This is a genomic window from Lysinibacillus sp. BNK-21 (assembly GCF_048684915.1).
GTDB lineage: Bacteria > Bacillota > Bacilli > Bacillales_A > Planococcaceae > Lysinibacillus > Lysinibacillus capsici.
The window spans coordinates 1,481,350-1,498,289 of record NZ_JBLQTS010000001.1 but is presented as its reverse complement, the minus strand read 5'-3'; the positions used below and the strand labels follow the sequence as shown (position 1 = coordinate 1,498,289).

Annotated in this window: 17 protein-coding genes and 2 other annotated features (1 of these 19 running past the window's edge); of the genes, 3 read left to right on the top strand and 14 right to left on the bottom strand. The window is 37.1% G+C overall.

The genetic code is table 11. The features are described from left to right. Window positions 1–231 (bottom strand) — a binding site (T-box leader) (it extends 11 nt beyond the left edge of the window). A gap of 255 nt (window positions 232–486) precedes the next feature. The 4 genes from ACMGGO_RS07555 to rpmG all read right to left on the bottom strand — a co-directional run bounded on the left by ACMGGO_RS07555 (window position 487) and on the right by rpmG (window position 3,720). Beyond that, window positions 487–2,382: an LTA synthase family protein gene (locus tag ACMGGO_RS07555; RefSeq protein ID WP_048392681.1), complete on the bottom strand. Its 1,896-nt coding sequence runs from the start codon at window positions 2,380–2,382 to the stop codon at window positions 487–489. 280 nt (window positions 2,383–2,662) lie between these two features. Then, the gene (locus tag ACMGGO_RS07550) at window positions 2,663–2,872 is read right to left on the bottom strand and encodes a YqgQ family protein (RefSeq protein WP_004231021.1); all 210 of its coding nucleotides are present in this window, start codon (window positions 2,870–2,872) and stop codon (window positions 2,663–2,665) included. Beyond that, entirely contained in the window at window positions 2,865–3,458 is a 594-nt protein-coding gene (locus tag ACMGGO_RS07545; RefSeq protein ID WP_048392254.1) for a 5-formyltetrahydrofolate cyclo-ligase, read from the bottom strand. The genes ACMGGO_RS07550 and ACMGGO_RS07545 overlap by 8 nt, the downstream gene beginning before the upstream one ends. Before the next feature lie 112 nt (window positions 3,459–3,570). Continuing rightward, entirely contained in the window at window positions 3,571–3,720 is a 150-nt protein-coding gene (gene rpmG, locus ACMGGO_RS07540; protein WP_008408521.1) for a 50S ribosomal protein L33, read from the bottom strand. 150 nt (window positions 3,721–3,870) lie between these two features. Between rpmG and ACMGGO_RS07535 the strand changes: the two genes are divergently transcribed. Next, the gene (locus ACMGGO_RS07535) at window positions 3,871–4,323 is read left to right on the top strand and encodes a hypothetical protein (protein ID WP_231595624.1); all 453 of its coding nucleotides are present in this window, start codon (window positions 3,871–3,873) and stop codon (window positions 4,321–4,323) included. 3 nt (window positions 4,324–4,326) lie between these two features. After that, the gene (locus tag ACMGGO_RS07530; protein ID WP_103118431.1) at window positions 4,327–4,809 is read left to right on the top strand and encodes a hypothetical protein; all 483 of its coding nucleotides are present in this window, start codon (window positions 4,327–4,329) and stop codon (window positions 4,807–4,809) included. Between the two features lie 46 nt (window positions 4,810–4,855). Here ACMGGO_RS07530 and ACMGGO_RS07525 read toward each other — a convergent pair whose 3' ends face one another. From ACMGGO_RS07525 to ACMGGO_RS07485, 9 genes are all read right to left on the bottom strand, one after another. Then, a complete protein-coding gene (locus ACMGGO_RS07525; protein ID WP_054549137.1) occupies window positions 4,856–5,428 on the bottom strand; it encodes an anthranilate synthase component II in 573 nt (190 codons plus the stop codon). Further along, window positions 5,425–6,810 (bottom strand): anthranilate synthase component I, encoded by a 1,386-nt coding sequence (gene trpE / locus ACMGGO_RS07520; RefSeq protein WP_420281740.1) that lies wholly within the window; start codon window positions 6,808–6,810, stop codon window positions 5,425–5,427. Before trpE ends, ACMGGO_RS07525 begins: the two co-directional genes overlap by 4 nt. 138 nt (window positions 6,811–6,948) lie before the next feature. Beyond that, window positions 6,949–7,159: a binding site (T-box leader), on the bottom strand. 39 nt (window positions 7,160–7,198) lie between these two features. Then, a complete protein-coding gene (locus tag ACMGGO_RS07515; protein ID WP_048392250.1) occupies window positions 7,199–8,269 on the bottom strand; it encodes a mechanosensitive ion channel family protein in 1,071 nt (356 codons plus the stop codon). A gap of 77 nt (window positions 8,270–8,346) precedes the next feature. Further along, complete coding sequence (locus tag ACMGGO_RS07510) at window positions 8,347–9,219, bottom strand: hypothetical protein (protein ID WP_305192936.1); 873 nt, start codon at window positions 9,217–9,219, stop codon at window positions 8,347–8,349. A gap of 177 nt (window positions 9,220–9,396) precedes the next feature. After that, the gene (gene phoU, locus ACMGGO_RS07505; RefSeq protein ID WP_048392248.1) at window positions 9,397–10,056 is read right to left on the bottom strand and encodes a phosphate signaling complex protein PhoU; all 660 of its coding nucleotides are present in this window, start codon (window positions 10,054–10,056) and stop codon (window positions 9,397–9,399) included. A 13-nt stretch (window positions 10,057–10,069) separates the two neighbouring features. Beyond that, window positions 10,070–10,903: a phosphate ABC transporter ATP-binding protein PstB gene (gene pstB / locus ACMGGO_RS07500; protein ID WP_112118240.1), complete on the bottom strand. Its 834-nt coding sequence runs from the start codon at window positions 10,901–10,903 to the stop codon at window positions 10,070–10,072. A 12-nt stretch (window positions 10,904–10,915) separates the two neighbouring features. Further along, window positions 10,916–11,794 carry a phosphate ABC transporter permease PstA gene (gene pstA, locus ACMGGO_RS07495; protein WP_328024349.1) on the bottom strand — a complete coding sequence of 293 codons (879 nt, stop codon included), beginning with the start codon at window positions 11,792–11,794 and terminating at the stop codon, window positions 10,916–10,918. A 1-nt stretch (window position 11,795) separates the two neighbouring features. Continuing rightward, window positions 11,796–12,743, bottom strand: a complete 948-nt coding sequence (gene pstC, locus ACMGGO_RS07490) for a phosphate ABC transporter permease subunit PstC (RefSeq protein WP_048392245.1) — start codon at window positions 12,741–12,743, stop codon at window positions 11,796–11,798. Between the two features lie 64 nt (window positions 12,744–12,807). Continuing rightward, entirely contained in the window at window positions 12,808–13,782 is a 975-nt protein-coding gene (locus ACMGGO_RS07485; RefSeq protein WP_004231003.1) for a PstS family phosphate ABC transporter substrate-binding protein, read from the bottom strand. 243 nt (window positions 13,783–14,025) lie between these two features. On the opposite strand from ACMGGO_RS07485, the gene ACMGGO_RS07480 reads away from it, so the two are divergent. Further along, on the top strand, window positions 14,026–14,217 hold the full coding sequence (locus ACMGGO_RS07480; RefSeq protein ID WP_009370174.1) for a hypothetical protein: 192 nt from the start codon (window positions 14,026–14,028) through the stop codon (window positions 14,215–14,217). 256 nt (window positions 14,218–14,473) lie between these two features. Here ACMGGO_RS07480 and ACMGGO_RS07475 read toward each other — a convergent pair whose 3' ends face one another. Further along, window positions 14,474–16,678, bottom strand: coding sequence for a peptidoglycan D,D-transpeptidase FtsI family protein (locus ACMGGO_RS07475; RefSeq protein ID WP_048392244.1), 2,205 nt, complete (start codon window positions 16,676–16,678; stop codon window positions 14,474–14,476). Window positions 16,679–16,940 lie beyond the last annotated feature (262 nt).

The following is a 16,940-nucleotide window of genomic DNA, read 5'->3' as shown; positions in this document are numbered from 1 at the left end:
AGATAAACGTGTTACCACCTTTTTTCGAGAGCTATTCACATAGCTCTCCTCAACAAGTACAGCCATAGCGATACTTTTGCAATGATTACGGATGCAACCCCGTCGTAGCCTACTATAGTTTCGGTACGCAGCTCCAAGATGTATTCACTTTAATATCCCCTTGCGCCTCTCAACAACCGGCTACTCTCTGTCAGTTCCATTAAAGTTACTCGTTCTTTTCGATGCCTTTCACTCTTATACTCCGAAATGCGAAAAACAAATCTTCGTTATGCAGATATTTACACTTATTATAATCGTATCTTGCTATTTGTCAATAAAAAGAAATGTTCAATAAAGTGTATTCACGTTGCATAGTGTTGTAAAACATTGCGAAAGGTGTTTTCTTTAGCATAGGATTCACAAAAAAATTTTATGAATAGTGCTTGAGACTAATTCTTTTTTATCAGCAATAAAAAAGAGAGATCCCTATACGAGATCTCTCTTTGATTATTTAACTGAATCCTGCTTTAAATTACCTGTTTTTTCGTCATAGAAGCGAAGTAAGTCTCCATTAATGATGGCATCAGAATTTTCTAGCTCCATTGTAGCACGATCAGCATAAGACTGACATGGCTCACCATCTATTTCTTCGCCAGTTGCTTTGTCATAGCAAGCTTCACCAGCATAGACGTATTTATCTGTAATAAAACGTCCATCACGGAAGACTACAAAGTCCTCATGCTCTGGAGAAAATAAATCTGCACCCATTTGCATATCTTTTGACGTTTCAACGCCAAGAAGGTGTAAGATCGTTGGACGTAAATCCATTTGTCCTGAAATCTCAGTCATTTCTTTTCCATCGCCCGCTCCTGGGATATGGATGAATAAAGGTACTTCTTGAAGCATTGCATTATCCATTGGTGTAATTTGATCTTTTCCTAAATATTGTGCCATTGCTTTATTATGGTTCTCAGAAATACCATAGTGATCCCCATACATCACAATAATAGAATTATCATAGACACCTTGATCTTTTAACTGTTGGAAGAAATCTTTTAAAGCCTCATCCATGTAACGTACTGTTTGGAAGTAACGATTTAATGTACCTGAATTTGAATCATATTCAGGAATCATAATATCTTCTGGATCCAATGTAAATGGATAATGGTTCGTTAAAGTAATAAGTCTAGAGTAGAATGGCTGAGGCATATCTTTCATTAAAGCAGCTGATTGCTCTAAGAATGGAACATCTTTCATTCCCCAGTTTACAGCTTGCCCCTCTTCCACAGTATATGAATCTATATCGTAGAATTTATTAATTTTTAACGATTGATACATCATGTCACGATTCCAGAATGATTTATTATTAGGGTGCATGACATTTGTAAAGTATCCATTTTCTCCAAGGCGTTCAGCCATTGAATTATACGTATTTCCACCATGCGTGAAGAATACAGCACCTCGACCTAAACCAAACAGTGAGTTTTCAACAATAAACTCCGAGTCAGATGTTTTTCCTAACCCTGTTTGGTGATAGAAGTTACTGAAATAATAGGTATCTTTATCTTTTGTTAAAGAGTTTAAGAATGGCGTAATTTCATGACCATTCATGTCATTATTAATGACAAAGTTTTGTAATGACTCCATCGATACCACAATCAGGTTACGACCTTTATATTTCCCAAACATCTCTGGATTTACAGCAGCCTGATTAGAACGTATATAGTTGTTCACTTCTACTAGTTCACTACCATCGGCTAACGCACGTTGTGCAGATGATTTAGATTGAATATAAATGTCATACAAGTGGTAATTGTACGTACCAATGTTTTTTACTAATAATTCGCGGTCAAAACTACGTGTTAGTAATTGTGGACGCTCAGTTTCTGCTAATCCTAAATTTAAGAATGTCATTGCTATTGCAAGCACAAAGAATGCACGACGGAATTCAATATTCACTTTAAATGCATCTTTCATTTTTGGTAAAAATTTATTCGCTAAGATTAAGATAACGACATCAACGAAATATAATACATCCCAAGGCTCAACAATGGCTGCTACTGATGTTCCTAAGTCACTAAAGTTACTTGTTTGGAATAATACTGGTAGCGTAATAAAATCATTGTAGAATCGATAGAACGCTACATTTCCGTATAAAACAATGGACAAAATAACGCTGACCGTAATCAAATAACGATTTCTAGCTTTTGCTGATTTAAAGAATAGTGATAAACCATACGTAAATAGCAAGAAGCTTAATGGATTAATAAATAAAATAAACTGTTGCATTGCATTTTCAATTTTCATTTCAAAGCTTGTGTGGTAAACAATGACCGTTTTGATCCAAGTTGCTATAATTGCTAGTATCATAAATGAATGTTTAGGCCACTTTATTGATTTCATTCCTAACATCCTCCCTACTTCCTTACAAAAAAATAATAATTTTTTACATTTTGTTACGGAAACAAAATATATCTTAATCCTTTTTTAACAGATAATCAACACATATCTTAGGGAAAATTTTTTCTCCCTGCTCTTTCTATGCACCAGATATCTATATATACGTTTTGCATTGTAAAAAGTTTCGTAAAAACATAAAAACAGCGGAAACCCACTGTTTTTAAGAATATTACATACATGTTACATTAATTTTACAATACCCAATTACATTATATTTCAAACATTACTTTTTATGCTCTTCCATACGAAGTCTTGTTGTTTCTTGTCGAATAAGCAGTAGAGCCATTTGATAATCTTTTATATCTAGTACATTCGCTTTATAGAGCTCACGTATTTCATCCTCCATCAACATCAAATCGCCAATAGGATCACGTGTATAAATATAGGTACCATATGTTTTCAAGAGTTCATAAATATCTAGCATTTTATCCATTTTCATTCGCTCCTCGTTGTGCAACACAGTCAATACGTTTTGTGGGCGTCACAATGATATCTACTGGGCAATCATGTGCTTCAGTAGGAACACAATCAATGATTTGCTCATCAAAGAGCAGCGACATCAGCTTACCCTTATTATAGTTTAATACATAGCGGTCATAATAACCACCGCCATAGCCGATTCGATAACCGTATGGATCAAAAACAACGCCTGGTACAACAATGATATCCATCTCATTTGCGTCAACAAACTCACTTTTTGCTGGAATGGGCTCACGCAAATGCATATATACAGTTTCAAGCTGTGCAAATGATTCAATGGCATAAAATGACATTTCTCTTGTTTTTGGGTGACATTTAGGAACTGCGACCTTTTTACCTAGTTTCCATAATTCCTCAATTATAAGAATTGTGTCGACTTCTGGCTTATTTGAAATGGTCATGCCAATTGTATTTGCTTCTATTATATATGGTTCCTGTAGCACCTTGTTTAACACAGCTAATGATTGACGATGATAGTCTTCATCCGTCATAGTTGCAAGGGCTTGGCGTACCGTGTTTCGTAAAGTTGTTTTATCCATCTAGGCTACCTCCTATATCGTAAAACTTCATATCCTCCTGGAATTGTTACATTGAATGATGTGATAAAATGTAGAAAGCCAAAACCACTTGTGGTTTTGGCTTAATGAGCGATTACTTAGTTTCACGGTGAAGAGTGTATTTCTTCTCGCGAGAGCAATATTTTTTAAGTTCAAGACGCTCTGGATTGTTACGCTTGTTCTTTTTAGAAATGTAGTTACGTTCGCCGCAATCTGTGCAAGCTAAAGTAATATTTACGCGCATCATTAACCCTCCCACTCTATATCAAGAATTTAAATTTGAGCATGATTTATACGACTAACCTATTATAACATAAACTGAAAAAAAATCTACCTTCATTTCATATTAAGTTTGCATATGGTAAAATATCTTATAATTACATACTACATTGAGGTGAAACTATTGGATTTATCCATCGTATTAATGAGTATTGGCATTTTTCTGATCATTGTTTCGTTCTTTTTCAAAAATAGCTCGAAAAAAATCGAACAAGATGTCGAAGAATTATCTATCTCCATCTTCCAAGAAACGAATAATTTAAAACGTCGCCTTAAGATTGTGGAGGAAGAACTTTTACTAGAGCCAGAGTTCCAAGTGAAATCAAAATCAAGTATCCCTCCAAAAGGTCAAGATCCTAAAGTGCACCAAGTCATGCAGGCCGTTCAACAGGCTGCACAGAGTTCAAAAGTTGGACAAACAACAGCACCAGCAAAACCGATTCATCAAATTATTATTAGTCAGGTACTTGAATTAAATAAACAGGGTCTTTCTGTAGCAGATATTAGTATTCGCTCAAATTTAACAGAAGAGCAAGTTCGGCAAGTGATTGCAAACGGGGGGCGTTGATTGATGAATAAGTCTGCCATTCGTGCATTTGGTATAGCCATTTTTCTTGTTGGGGCATTGCTTGCACTCGCAAACCGCTTCGATGTAAATATTGGTCTTCCTACTAAGGAATTTTCCAATCAACAACAGGTAAAAGAACTACAAAACAAACTAAGTAAGGCCAATCAAGAAATTGCCTCGTTAAAGGATCAATTAAAGCAAGTACATACGACTGAAAAAACTTCTACAACAGATGCATCTAAACAAGCTGATGAAGAAGCAGATACAGATGTAACAACGATGTCTCTGCAAATCTATAGTGGTATCACACCGTATAGTGTGGCCCAAAAACTTGAAGACGGTGGCATTATTACCAATAGTGTTGAAATGGAGTTACTACTTGCTAACCCTAAATATGCTAGAAGCTTACAAATCGGCTCCTATGAAGTCAATTCTGCCATGACATTAGAAGAAATAGCTAATTTAATTACAGGTAAGAAACAATAACATAAAAAGCTGTCGCCCATTCATATATGAGGCGACAGCTTTTTTATTACGCTATACTTTCTAGAAAGGCTTGCATCATCATACTGCCTTCTTTTGTGCCGATTGATTCTGGATGAAACTGCAGACCATAAAGAGGATATTCTTTATGTTGAATGGCCATAATCTCTCCGTCATCACCTGCTGTGGCGAGTATTTTAAAATCCTTGTGTAAAGTTTGTTCTTCAATAATAAGTGAATGATATCGCATAACCTCGATATCCCCATCTAATTGGGCAAATAAACCTGTTTGCTCGTATTGTAATGGGGACAGCTTTCCATGCATAATATTTTTTGCCTGTACTATATTTGCGCCAAAAGCCTGACCTATCGATTGGTGCCCTAGACAAATACCTAAAATAGGGAATTTTTGATAGAGTTCCTTGATGACCTCTATCGTTATCCCTGCTTCATTTGGCGTTCCTGGCCCTGGTGATAAAATGATGGCTTCTGGCGATAGTTTTTGAATTTCTTCTATAGTAATGACATCATTCCGTACAACCTTGACGCTTTTTCCAAGCATACTGATTTGTTGAAATAAATTATAGGTAAAAGAATCGTAGTTATCTATGATTAAAATCATTTTTTTACCTCCAATAGGGCACGTGCCTTATTCAGTGTTTCTTCATATTCTGACAATGGAATCGAATCATAAACAATACCTGCTCCTGCCTGTACATGTGCCTTTTGATCCTTAATGAGCATCGTGCGAATCGCGAGGGCCAAGTCCATATCACCAGTTGTCGAAATATAGCCCACTGCTCCCGCATACACCCCACGCTTTACTGGTTCTAATTCATTAATCAATTGCATGGCCCGAATTTTTGGTGCCCCTGACACTGTACCAGCAGGTAAACAAGCACGAAGTACATCCAGTACATGGAGGTCATCTCGCAATTCGGCAATAACCTCAGATACCATATGCATCACATATTTATAGCGCTCAATTTTCATGTATTTGGTTAGCTTGACAGAACCCACTTTTGCAATACGTCCAAGATCATTGCGACCTAAATCCACTAACATACGGTGTTCAGCTATTTCCTTGCTATCCACTAATAGCGCATTTGCGATGGCCTCATCCTGTTCTATTGTCGTGCCACGCGGCTTTGTACCTGCTATTGGGTTGGTTGTCACTTTTCGATTTTTTACTTTCACAAGACTTTCAGGAGATGTTCCTAAAATAATATAGTCACCATAATCCATATAAAACATATAGGGTGATGGGTTAGACGTGCGCAATTGACGATAGAGCGAGAACGGCGAACCTGTAAACGGCGCAGAAAAACGTTGCGATAACACAATCTGGAAAATATCACCACTCAAAATATGCTGCTTAGCACGTTCCACCAAAGCAACAAATCGTTCCTTTGAAATCATAGGCTTAAACTGTAGCTCATCCACCTTTAATACCTCAAAGGTCGTACCTGCACAAAGCTGTTGCTCCATCCTTGTAATAGCAGCTTCCATCTCCTCTAATGAACGCCCATCCTGAAATAGATCAATCGAAGCTAGTGTAATTTCCTGTGTTAGATGATCAAAAACAATAAATGTATCATAGAAAAAAACATGAACATCAGGCATAGCTAAATCATCCTGTAAATAGTCACCTATTTTTTCTGTGTAAAATGCTGTTTCATAGCCAAAGAAACCTATAGCTCCTCCAAAGAAAGCAAAAGGATAGCTTTCTTTATGAAAGGGTATTAGTTCTTTTAATCGATCAAGCACATTGCCCCTAGCCTTGTCATTTTCTGCTCCTTTTGAAAACACGAATTCTTCATTGTTTCCTTTTAGTTCAGCCACTGGATTGATGGCGATAAAGGAATATCGCCCACTTTCCTCATGTTTCGCTGAGGATTCGAACAACATTTTATGCTGCCCTTTCAGTGATTGATACACAGAGATCGGGGTCATCATATCCCCATGTAATACTTTCATAGCATACTTTCTAAGCTCAACTGTCATACTCTTCTCTCCTTCTCTAAGCTCTGCTCATCTACACCTCATCTATCTTTAGCAGCAGAAATCTGCTAAAGGCTTTCTCTTCATTCAGCTAAAACATTTGCCGTCTAAAGAAAAAAATATAAAAAGGCCTTTCCATCACAAAAGGACGGAAAAGCCGTGGTGCCACCTTCATTGGTCTCCTGATAGGAAAACCCTCTCTAAGCCTTGTAACGTAGGCATCCGCTAATCCGTACTTTTTTCAGGATTAGAGCTCCGAAGTCCATTCACTAAACATTTGTACTAGTTTTCACCAACCACTAGCTCTCTATAACAAATTGTACTAGCTACTACTCTTCATCAAAGCTGATTTCTTGGTAATATTGTAAAGCAAACTATCTTACAATTCAATTTATTTTTTATTTCGCAGACTTTCTTCTTCAGGATGGCTAGCTAATGTAATCGATAGCTCCTCCATTATTTGACGAATGGCAAATAAAATATCCTGCCGCACTTCCAGCATAACAGCGGTATCATTTGTGGCAACAAAGAATCGAACAAGCACGCGATACGAATCATGATGAAATTCATCTATAAATACATGAATCATGTCTTTCTCTGTTTTAGCATGTAAATAAATTTCCTTATGAATGGCCGTTAAAGCGCTACGTATGTCTTCCTCATTATTAGCAGCAGCGATATATAAAAATTGCTCACATTTCCGTTTTTCTCGTTTAGATAAATTATAAAGTGGGCGATTCACTAAATAGGAGTTCGGCACATAGACAAGTCCTTTGTCTCCTGTTTGAATTAACGTACTTCTTAAATTGATATCCTCAATCGTTCCTTCAATTTTTTGATCCTCTGTCGCAATCCAATCTCCTATTTGGAATGGATTATCTAAAGCTACGGACATGCCACCAAATACATGCGCTAGTGTATCGCGAATCCCAAAGGCAATCGCCACACCCGTTAAGCCGATTCCAGTTAAAAAGCCATTCAGATTAAAATCCCAAAAGGAAGCAATCGTAAACATAGCAAAAATCATGATAAGTACTTTACCGATTCGTAGAAAAAACGGTAGTAAAACATTCTGATCCTCTTCGCTTGTTAATTCAAATGGTTGTTTCGTATAAAAATTTAAAACATCATAAATCCCTTTAAAAGCAAAAAACACCATAATAGACAATACAAAATTCTTTGTTGATGGATGTGTAAATAAAGGGACTTTTATTAAATAAGATAAGCTTAGCACAATGACCGTCGTCATAAAGGCATAGCCAATTGCTTTACTAAATTGGGCCAGTACATTTGCTTGGAAATTGCGCTGACGATCTTTTAAAAATAGCACAACACGATGAATAATTTTTTTGATGATGAATCGTTGAATAAGCCACCCGACTAAACAAATAATGACAGCAATTAAGCCATCTAGCCAGGTTGGGACTGTAAATTTAGGTAATAACCAATGTAATGAATCCATGTATTTCTCCTTTATAACTACCTATGTATCGCCAGCAAAAAGGAGCCGACCTTCAGTAATGGTTAGCCCCGTTCTTGTTATTGTATGGCATCATCTGCAAAAAAAGCCTTACTAGCAAACCAAAATTGCTGTTTATTAAAGTTATGTTCACGCATGGCAATTACCGAAAATTCAGCATGATATTTTTGCTTCATTTCCTTTAGCATCATTTTTGCTTGCTTGCCAACGAGATGCTGCCCATCAATAGGTGCTCCTTCTGTAAAAATAATGACATCTGCTTCTGTACCTAATTGATTTTCCTGTAGCAATGCTTTCACAAATTGTAAAACAGGTAAAATGGCTGCCTCTCCCTTTGCCTTATATTCGATAAAACTTTTAAAATCAGCTAAATTTAAATGACCATTTTCAAAGCGGTAGTGGACATGAATTTGCCGATCATACGGTACAATGTATAAATCACGGCCTTCTCGATGTGCACTCATAAATAACGCTAAAATCATACTTTTACAAATCTCAGAATAAGCGGCCATTCCTGTCGTTTGTTCTAAACAAATAATCATCGGGCCAGGGTCTTGTTGATAATCATGAAAGGGTACATAGTAAATATTGCCGCTTTTCGTTGTCTGTTGCTTAAGCTTTTGACGTCTAAGCTCTAACCATTTTCGTTCATAATACTGGCGTTGCTCTTTGCCATTTGCTAAGCGTTCTGCCTTCTCAATAGCAGGAATATTCTCTTGGATTTCATGCATGATATCCGTCAATTCCAGAGCAAATGCTGCCATATTTCGTAATGGCTCACTCTTGAAAAAATAATCGATAAAATAATGTTGTTCCCCTTCACTTAACTCCTCTATATGTAGGTTTTCATAGAGAAAACGTAAATAGTCAAGTTGTTCTATTGTCAACTGCTTGTCAAATTGCTTGATGAGGGATTCAATTGCATCTTTCATGTAGCAGCACCTCCTAAGCACCACATTTTTTGGATAATGTCTATAGTATAACCAAAAAAATTTTTTGACAATACAAAAACGCTTGCTATAAAGACGTTACAGCCAAAGACAATGTTGCTGCCACAGGAGATTTTTTTCTACAAATGAAAAAAAGAGCTAAAACGCAGCTCTTCTTTCTTAATTATTTAATTCATAATGTTTGCCTTTTACTAAGTAAAATAGATGTTCAGCAATATTTGTAGCATGATCTGCAGAACGCTCTAAATAGCGGCATATAAATGTTAGGTGCGTAATCTGTGAAATATGGGAGGGGTTTTCTACCCCAGCACGGAGTAAAAGGGTGATCGTTGCCCCGTATAAATCGTCCACGTAATCATCTAACTCTGCAATCTCTTTAGCGCGTACCGTATCTTCCTCAGTAAAGGCCTTCATGATGCTCTCTAGCATTTCTACTGTTTTATTGCACATGGTTTGGAGATTTGTTATTGGAAATATCATCGGCTCCTTACCAATTCGAATTGCTTCTTTAGCTATATTAACCGCATAGTCCCCTACTCTTTCCATATCTGAAGCTGCCTTTACGAGAACCATGAGACGGCGTAAATCTGTTGCTACTGGTTGTTGCTTGGCAATCATTAGGATCACATGGTCATTAATTTCTTCTTCAAGGCGATTAATGATTAAATCGTCCTCCAAAATTTTCAAAGACTTTTCTAAATCCTGCTCTACCAATGCTTCAAAAGCTGTTTTTAATGCAAGGATACTGCTATTAGCAATTGCAAGAAATTGTCCCTGTACCTCTTTTAACTCTTGTTCAAAACGTTCACGTACGATCATTCATTGCTCCTCCTTAGCCGAAACGTCCCGAAATATAGTCTTCTGTACGTTGATCTGCTGGTGTTTGGAAAATAACATCCGTTTTATCGTATTCGACAACCTCTCCACTTAGGAAGAATGCTGTACGATCAGAAATACGTGCCGCTTGCTGCATATTATGTGTCACGATGACAATGGAATAATCCTTTTTCAGTTCTTGAACCAGCTCTTCCACTTTCAACGTAGAAATCGGATCTAAGGCAGATGTTGGCTCATCCATTAAGATGACATCAGGCTCAATCGCTAAGCAACGTGCAATACAAATACGTTGTTGCTGACCACCTGATAATCCGTAGGCATTTTGATTCAAACGGTCTTTTACCTCGTCCCAAATGGCTGCCCCTCTTAATGATTTCTCCACAATTTCATCGAGAATTTTTTTATTTTTAATGCCATGAATTCTTGGTCCATAGGCAATGTTATCATAAATAGATTTTGGAAACGGGTTTGGCTTTTGGAATACCATACCTACACGTGTTCTTAATTCCTCTACCGTATAGTTTTTATCTAAAATATTTCGCTCACGATATAAAATTTCTCCTGATGTACGTACGATTGGTACAAGTTCAACCATGCGGTTTAATGTTTTTAGATACGTAGATTTCCCACAGCCAGATGGTCCAATAATAGCCGTTACCTCATTTTCATAGATGCTTAAATTAACATCTTTTAAACCATGATGATCACCATACCATAAGTTTAAATTGCGTGTATCATAGACAATATTTTTCGCCACATCTGCTATAGGCTTAGTCGTTGCCTGGTTCCGTTTGACAATTGTTTTTTCCTCTTTAAAATCTACTACCATAAGGTCACCTCATTAATAACGTTTTTGGAATTTATTTCGGATATAGATGGCAATCGAATTCATTAGTAGCAGCACTGTCATAAGCACTAAAATACCTGCGGCTGCTACGTATTGAAAGGCTTCTTGTGGTCGTTTTGCCCAATCATAGATTTGCATTGGTAATGCTGTAAATTGACTCAGTAAACCATTCGGTAAAAACTGGAGGATAACTGGAATTCCAATTACAACTAGTGGAGCTGTTTCTCCAATGGCACGAGACAAGGCTAAAATACTTCCTGTCAAAATACCTGGAATGGCAGCTGGCAATACAACACGCAAAATCGTTTGCCATTTCGTTGCACCCATGCCATATGAAGCTTCACGTTGTTCGTTTGGCACTGCACGAATAGCCTCTTGAGCCGCTACAATGATAACAGGTAAAATTAACAAACTCATTGTAAAGCCAGCAGCTAAAATGCTTTTTCCTAGACCCATCATACGTACAAAAATAGTTAATCCAAGTAATCCAAAAACAATGGAAGGAACACCTGCTAGATTCGATATATTCATGCGAATAAAGTCATTTATTTTATTTTTCTTGGCATACTCCTCTAAATAAATCGCAGTACCAACTCCTAAAATAATCGATACTGGTGCTACAACTGCCATTAACCAAAGCGAACCGATTAAAGCAGCTTTGATACCTGCCTTATCCGCAAATCGTGATGCAAAATTCGTCAAGAAATCGATATTTAAGTAATCAATCCCCTGTGTCACAATGCGGTACAGTAAAATAGCTAAAGCAACAAGTGCAAACGTAGTAGCTAAGAAAAAGAGACTTTTCCAAACTTTATTTGCTGTAATACGCTTTGTCATTCGTTTCATGACGACTGTGTCATCCATATAGCGCATGCTAGTAAACCTCCCTGAAGCGTTTCGAAATATAGTGAGCAAGTAAATTCATTACTAGAGTAAAGATAAATAGTGTAAATCCTACTGAATAAATTGAGTAATAAATAGTTGTACCATAACCCGCATCACCAGTTGAAACCTGTACAATGTATGCAGTCATTGTTTGAATAGAGTCTGTCACATTGAGGTCAAATTTCGGTGTTGAACCACCTGCAAGCGATACAATCATTGTTTCTCCAATTGCCCGGGAAATAGCTAACACAACAGAAGCGACAATCCCTGAAAGCGCAGCTGGTAATACTACTTTGATTGCTACTTCAAATTTCGTCGCACCTAGAGCTAAGGCTCCTTCACGCATACTATTTGGTACAGATGACATGGCATCTTCTGAAAGAGATGTAATCATTGGTAAAATCATAATCCCTACAACAATACCAGGACTTAATGCATTAAATAGTTTGAGTCCAGGTACAATTTCTTGTAAAACTGGTGTGACAAATGTTAAAGCGAAGAAGCCATAAACAATTGTTGGCACACCTGCTAATACCTCTAAAATAGGTTTCACTGTACGTCGTGTTTTCTCACTTGCATATTCACTTAAATAGATAGCTGAAGCAATTCCAAATGGTACAGCTACTACAACTGCAATAAGTGTCACTTTTAATGTACCAGCGATTAATGGCAGTATCCCAAATAACGGTTCGTTACCTGAAAACGGTAACCATTTAGTACCGAAAAGGAAATCCGTAATCGACACACGTTTAAAGAATTCAAACGTTTCAAAAATAAGGGTGAAAACAATGCCAAATGTTGTTAATATCGAAATAATAGCTGCAGAAAATAATAGAGCTGGCATGGCTTTTTCCACTATTTTCTTTGTTTTTTGGTTGCGCGAATTTGCAATTAATTGCTGCACAGATGATGTCTTATCTTCCTTTTGAGAAACCATTGGGAGCTCCTTTCAAATAAGTGAGGGAAAGAGCATACATCTCTTCCCCTCTATGCATGTCTTCTTATTTTAAGCCTTCTAAAGTTTTTAAGCCTTCAGTATATTTTTCTTCAGGTAAACGAACATAGCCCACTGCTTCAGCCATATCGCCTGCGTTTTCAAGTGTAAATTTAATGAAGTCATATGCTGCTTCATTGTCCTTCATTGCACTATTTTTTACGTATGTGAATAATGGACGTGAAAGTGGTGTATATTCGCCACCTTCAATTGTTTCATTTGTTGGCTCTACGCCATTTACTTTGACAATGTTTAATTTATCTTTATTTTCAAGGTAGTAAGCATAACCGAAGAAGCCAATCGCATTTTTATCACCAGCTACACCTTGCACTAGCATATTATCATCCTCTGATAATGTTGCTGAGCTTACTAGATCTGCTCCATCTAAAATCACTTCATCAAAGTAATCGTATGTGCCTGAATCAGTACCTGGTGAATAGTAAACGATTTTTTCATCTGGCCATGATGGATCAATATCAGACCATTTTTTCTCTGTCCCATCTTCAATCCAAATTTTTTGTAGTTGTTCTACCGTTAAGTCCTTCGCCCAATCATTTTCTGGGTTCACGACTACTGATAAACCGTCATATGCTAAAGCTAGCTCTGTAAAATCAATGCCCGCTTCTTCTAATTTCGCTTTCTCTTCATCTTTTATATTACGAGATGCATTTGAAAAGTCTGTTTCACCTGCGATGAATTTTTCAAAACCACCACCAGTACCAGAAACCCCCACTGATACTTTGACATCTGGTTGTGTACCTGCATACTCTTCAACAACTGCCTCAATGATTGGTGCTACTGTTGATGAGCCATCTCCAGCTACAGACCCTTGTAGCTTTTCATCAGCAGCTTCTTGTCCTGAGCTTGCTGGTGCATTCGTTTCTGTATTGTTTCCGTTTTGTGCAGAATCGCTACCACATGCACCTAGCATTAATGCAGAACCCATTACCGCTGTCATCGTTAAGTACTTCCACTTTTTCATCTCATTTGCCTCCGTCATGAACTGTTTTATAGTTATTTGTCTTACAATCTTTACTATAATGACTGATTGTTGAAGTCGTATAAACGGTTCGTAAAAGAGATGTAAAGGAATGTAATGCTTTGTAAACGTTTGTAAAGATGAATTTACAATAGGGGAAACTTGCTTCCTATAGGAAAGGTGTTATAATAAGCAATTGTGTCAGGAAATATTTATTTTAATGATAAGGAGAGTTTGACCTTTGTCATGAAACATGCAAAAGTACAAAATGTCGATTATTTTAAAACATATTTATCATTAGTAATGGAACATCGGGACTACACACTTCAAGAGGCGATTGATTTTATGCTTGCTTCTTATTTCTATAACAATATAGAACTTTATGGGGTAAAACCAAGAGAGCAATTTGAATTAGCCATTCAGCAATTATCCGCATAAAGGCACTAAATATCTGAAAGGGGTGTTTTGCTATGCAAACGCCCCTTTCACTACTTAGTTAAGTTTAAATTTCACAACTGATTCAGTTCATCAGCAATTTTGACAAGTACCTCTGAATTGCGCATTTCGTATACATTCCATATTTACTTAAGAATTAGCTTAACATCATTCAAAATTCATAAAAAAGTAAAAATAAAACGGATTTGGAAAATAATTTTTCCAAATCCGTTTTGTATTAGCGCATATCCAATACCCTTTATTCCTGCTCATTCTCTCCAATTTTTTCTTCCGTAATCGCTGGTAAAATTGGCTGTTTTACATTGCTATCAGTTACTTTTTCAGCTTGATATTTTGCTTTTAATTCAAAATACTTATCTAAAGAACGTCTAGCAATGACATTATTTTGATAGTAGTGTGGCGCTAAATTTGTATTAACCCATGGGATCACAACTGCATAGGCAATTTCAGGATTTTCATATGGGGCAAAGCCAACATGCGTTAAATTAATCGTATTTGTGCCGTAGTGCTCACGTAACGGACCATAATACACTACCTCTGCTGTCCCTGTTTTCCCTGCAGCTGTATATGGAGTATCGGCAAATTGTGCTCGTGCTGTACCATGTGAACCAGTATATACACGACGTAGCCCTTGCTTTACATAATCGATCTCTTCTTTAGGATTATCAATTTGATTCAAAATAGTTGGACCTACTTCTGTTACTAACTGCCCTAATTGCTTCCCATCCTGTGATGGGTCTCGAACCTCTTTCACAACATGTGGCTGAATACGATAGCCACCATTGGCAACTGTTGAAATATATTGTGCAAGTTGAAGTGGTGTATACGTATCATACTGACCAATCGCCAAGTCAAGTGTTTTACCACCCATTGTTGGACCTGATGGACCACGCACTCCGCTAAATTCATTTGGTAAATCAATGCCTGTTTTCACACCTAAACCAAATTGCGCATAATTATTACGCATTTTTGAGAACGTATCGTCCTTTAAGCGTAATGGCATACCATAACTATAAGGGGTTCCATTAAGCAGCATCGCAATTTTAAACATATAGGAGTTGGAAGAACGTTCTAATGCTAACAAGTCATTCATCGGGATATATCCAGCCCTGTTAAAAATAGACGTTTTCGGGTCCGTGCCAGCTAATATAATCGGCTCGTCTCCCATTGAAGTACCCATCGAAATAACATCCTGATTGTAGCCAGTGAGGACTGTTGCTGCTTTAACAGATGAACCTGCCTCATAGGCTGTTGTAAACGATCCATATGCATAGTCAATGACTTCATTTTGCCCTGTCTCGGGATTTTTTTCTATTTTCTTACCTACCATCGATAAAATATCGCCTGTATTTGGATCCATCATAATAAGGAAGGCACGGTCTAATAAATAGGAGCCTGGAAGTGCCTTTAAGTTAAGCAGTTCTTCTTCAACAATCTTATCCGTTTCAGCCTGCAGCTCACTATCCAATGAAAGGATTAAGTCTTTACCTGGCTCCCCTTCATAGGTTGTGACTGTATCGACTACTTGACCTTTTTTATTGGTAATATTTTTGACGACTGTTTTTTGACCTTGTAGTAATTCTTCATATTGTGCTTCAATGTAACTTTCTCCCACACGGTCATTACGTGAGTAGTCACGTGCTAAATAGTAATTGAGCTTCTCTTTTGGTATCCCTTTTGTTGGGACCGTTGTACGTCCAAGAATAGATAAAGATGATAATTTGACACGTTTCCAGTCTGTTGTTGTATTAACACCTGGTAGTTCAGTTAAACGCTCAGATACACGAGCAAATTCATCAGCTGATACATTTTCACTTTTAATAATTTGAGGAGATAGATTATAGCCAGACACCATCTCACGATAAATCGCTAATACCTCTAAATCTGCCTCTGTTAATTGTAAAAGTTCTTCGTTTGTGATACGTTCCCGTACCAGTTTATCAATCTCTGCATTAATTTGACTTGTTGTAATATTTTCTTGTGCATTAATTTTTGTTTTTTCTGCCTCTGTGACTTTTTCATAGGCAGCATCGTGATTTTGTAATATCCAAAAATCCTGTTTATCACGCAATGTGACACGCTTTGTTGGCTGTTCAATTAACTGTGCCAGCTTTTTCGCGATATCAAGCATCTCCTCTGTTGTGGTCGTTTGCATTTTCGTATACGTAATGGCATTTTCCGGGTGATTATCCACTAAAATACGACCGTAACGATCATACATGCGTCCCCTTGGTACACTTGTGTTGACAGGAACTTCTTCTGTACGCTCTAAAATACGTACATAATCTTCCCCTTTGACGATTTGCATATAGCCAAGTCTAAAAATTAACATTGAAAATACGATAAATATTGCAAAGAAAAGGATATTCATACGAAATGTTAAGTTAGAATGATGTTTTGCTTTAACACTCGCCGCGCGATTTTTTCCAGGTGCTTTGCGCATATGTATTCCCCTCCTCATCTTCTGATCATTTCAATACACGATACCTAGTATACCATTCGAAGGTATGACAGAAAAGCACGCACTTTCGATTTCTTATGTAAAACATCATTTATTTGACGGTACTTTATGGAGAAAGGTTGCCCTATTTCACGCTCTCCTTATATTTCGTCTTCATTATCCTGATATTTTCAGATTCTATCCCTTAATTTGCTGTTTTATCCAACAAAAAAAGGCTATGCCTCCGTGATTGCTCACTTTAGGC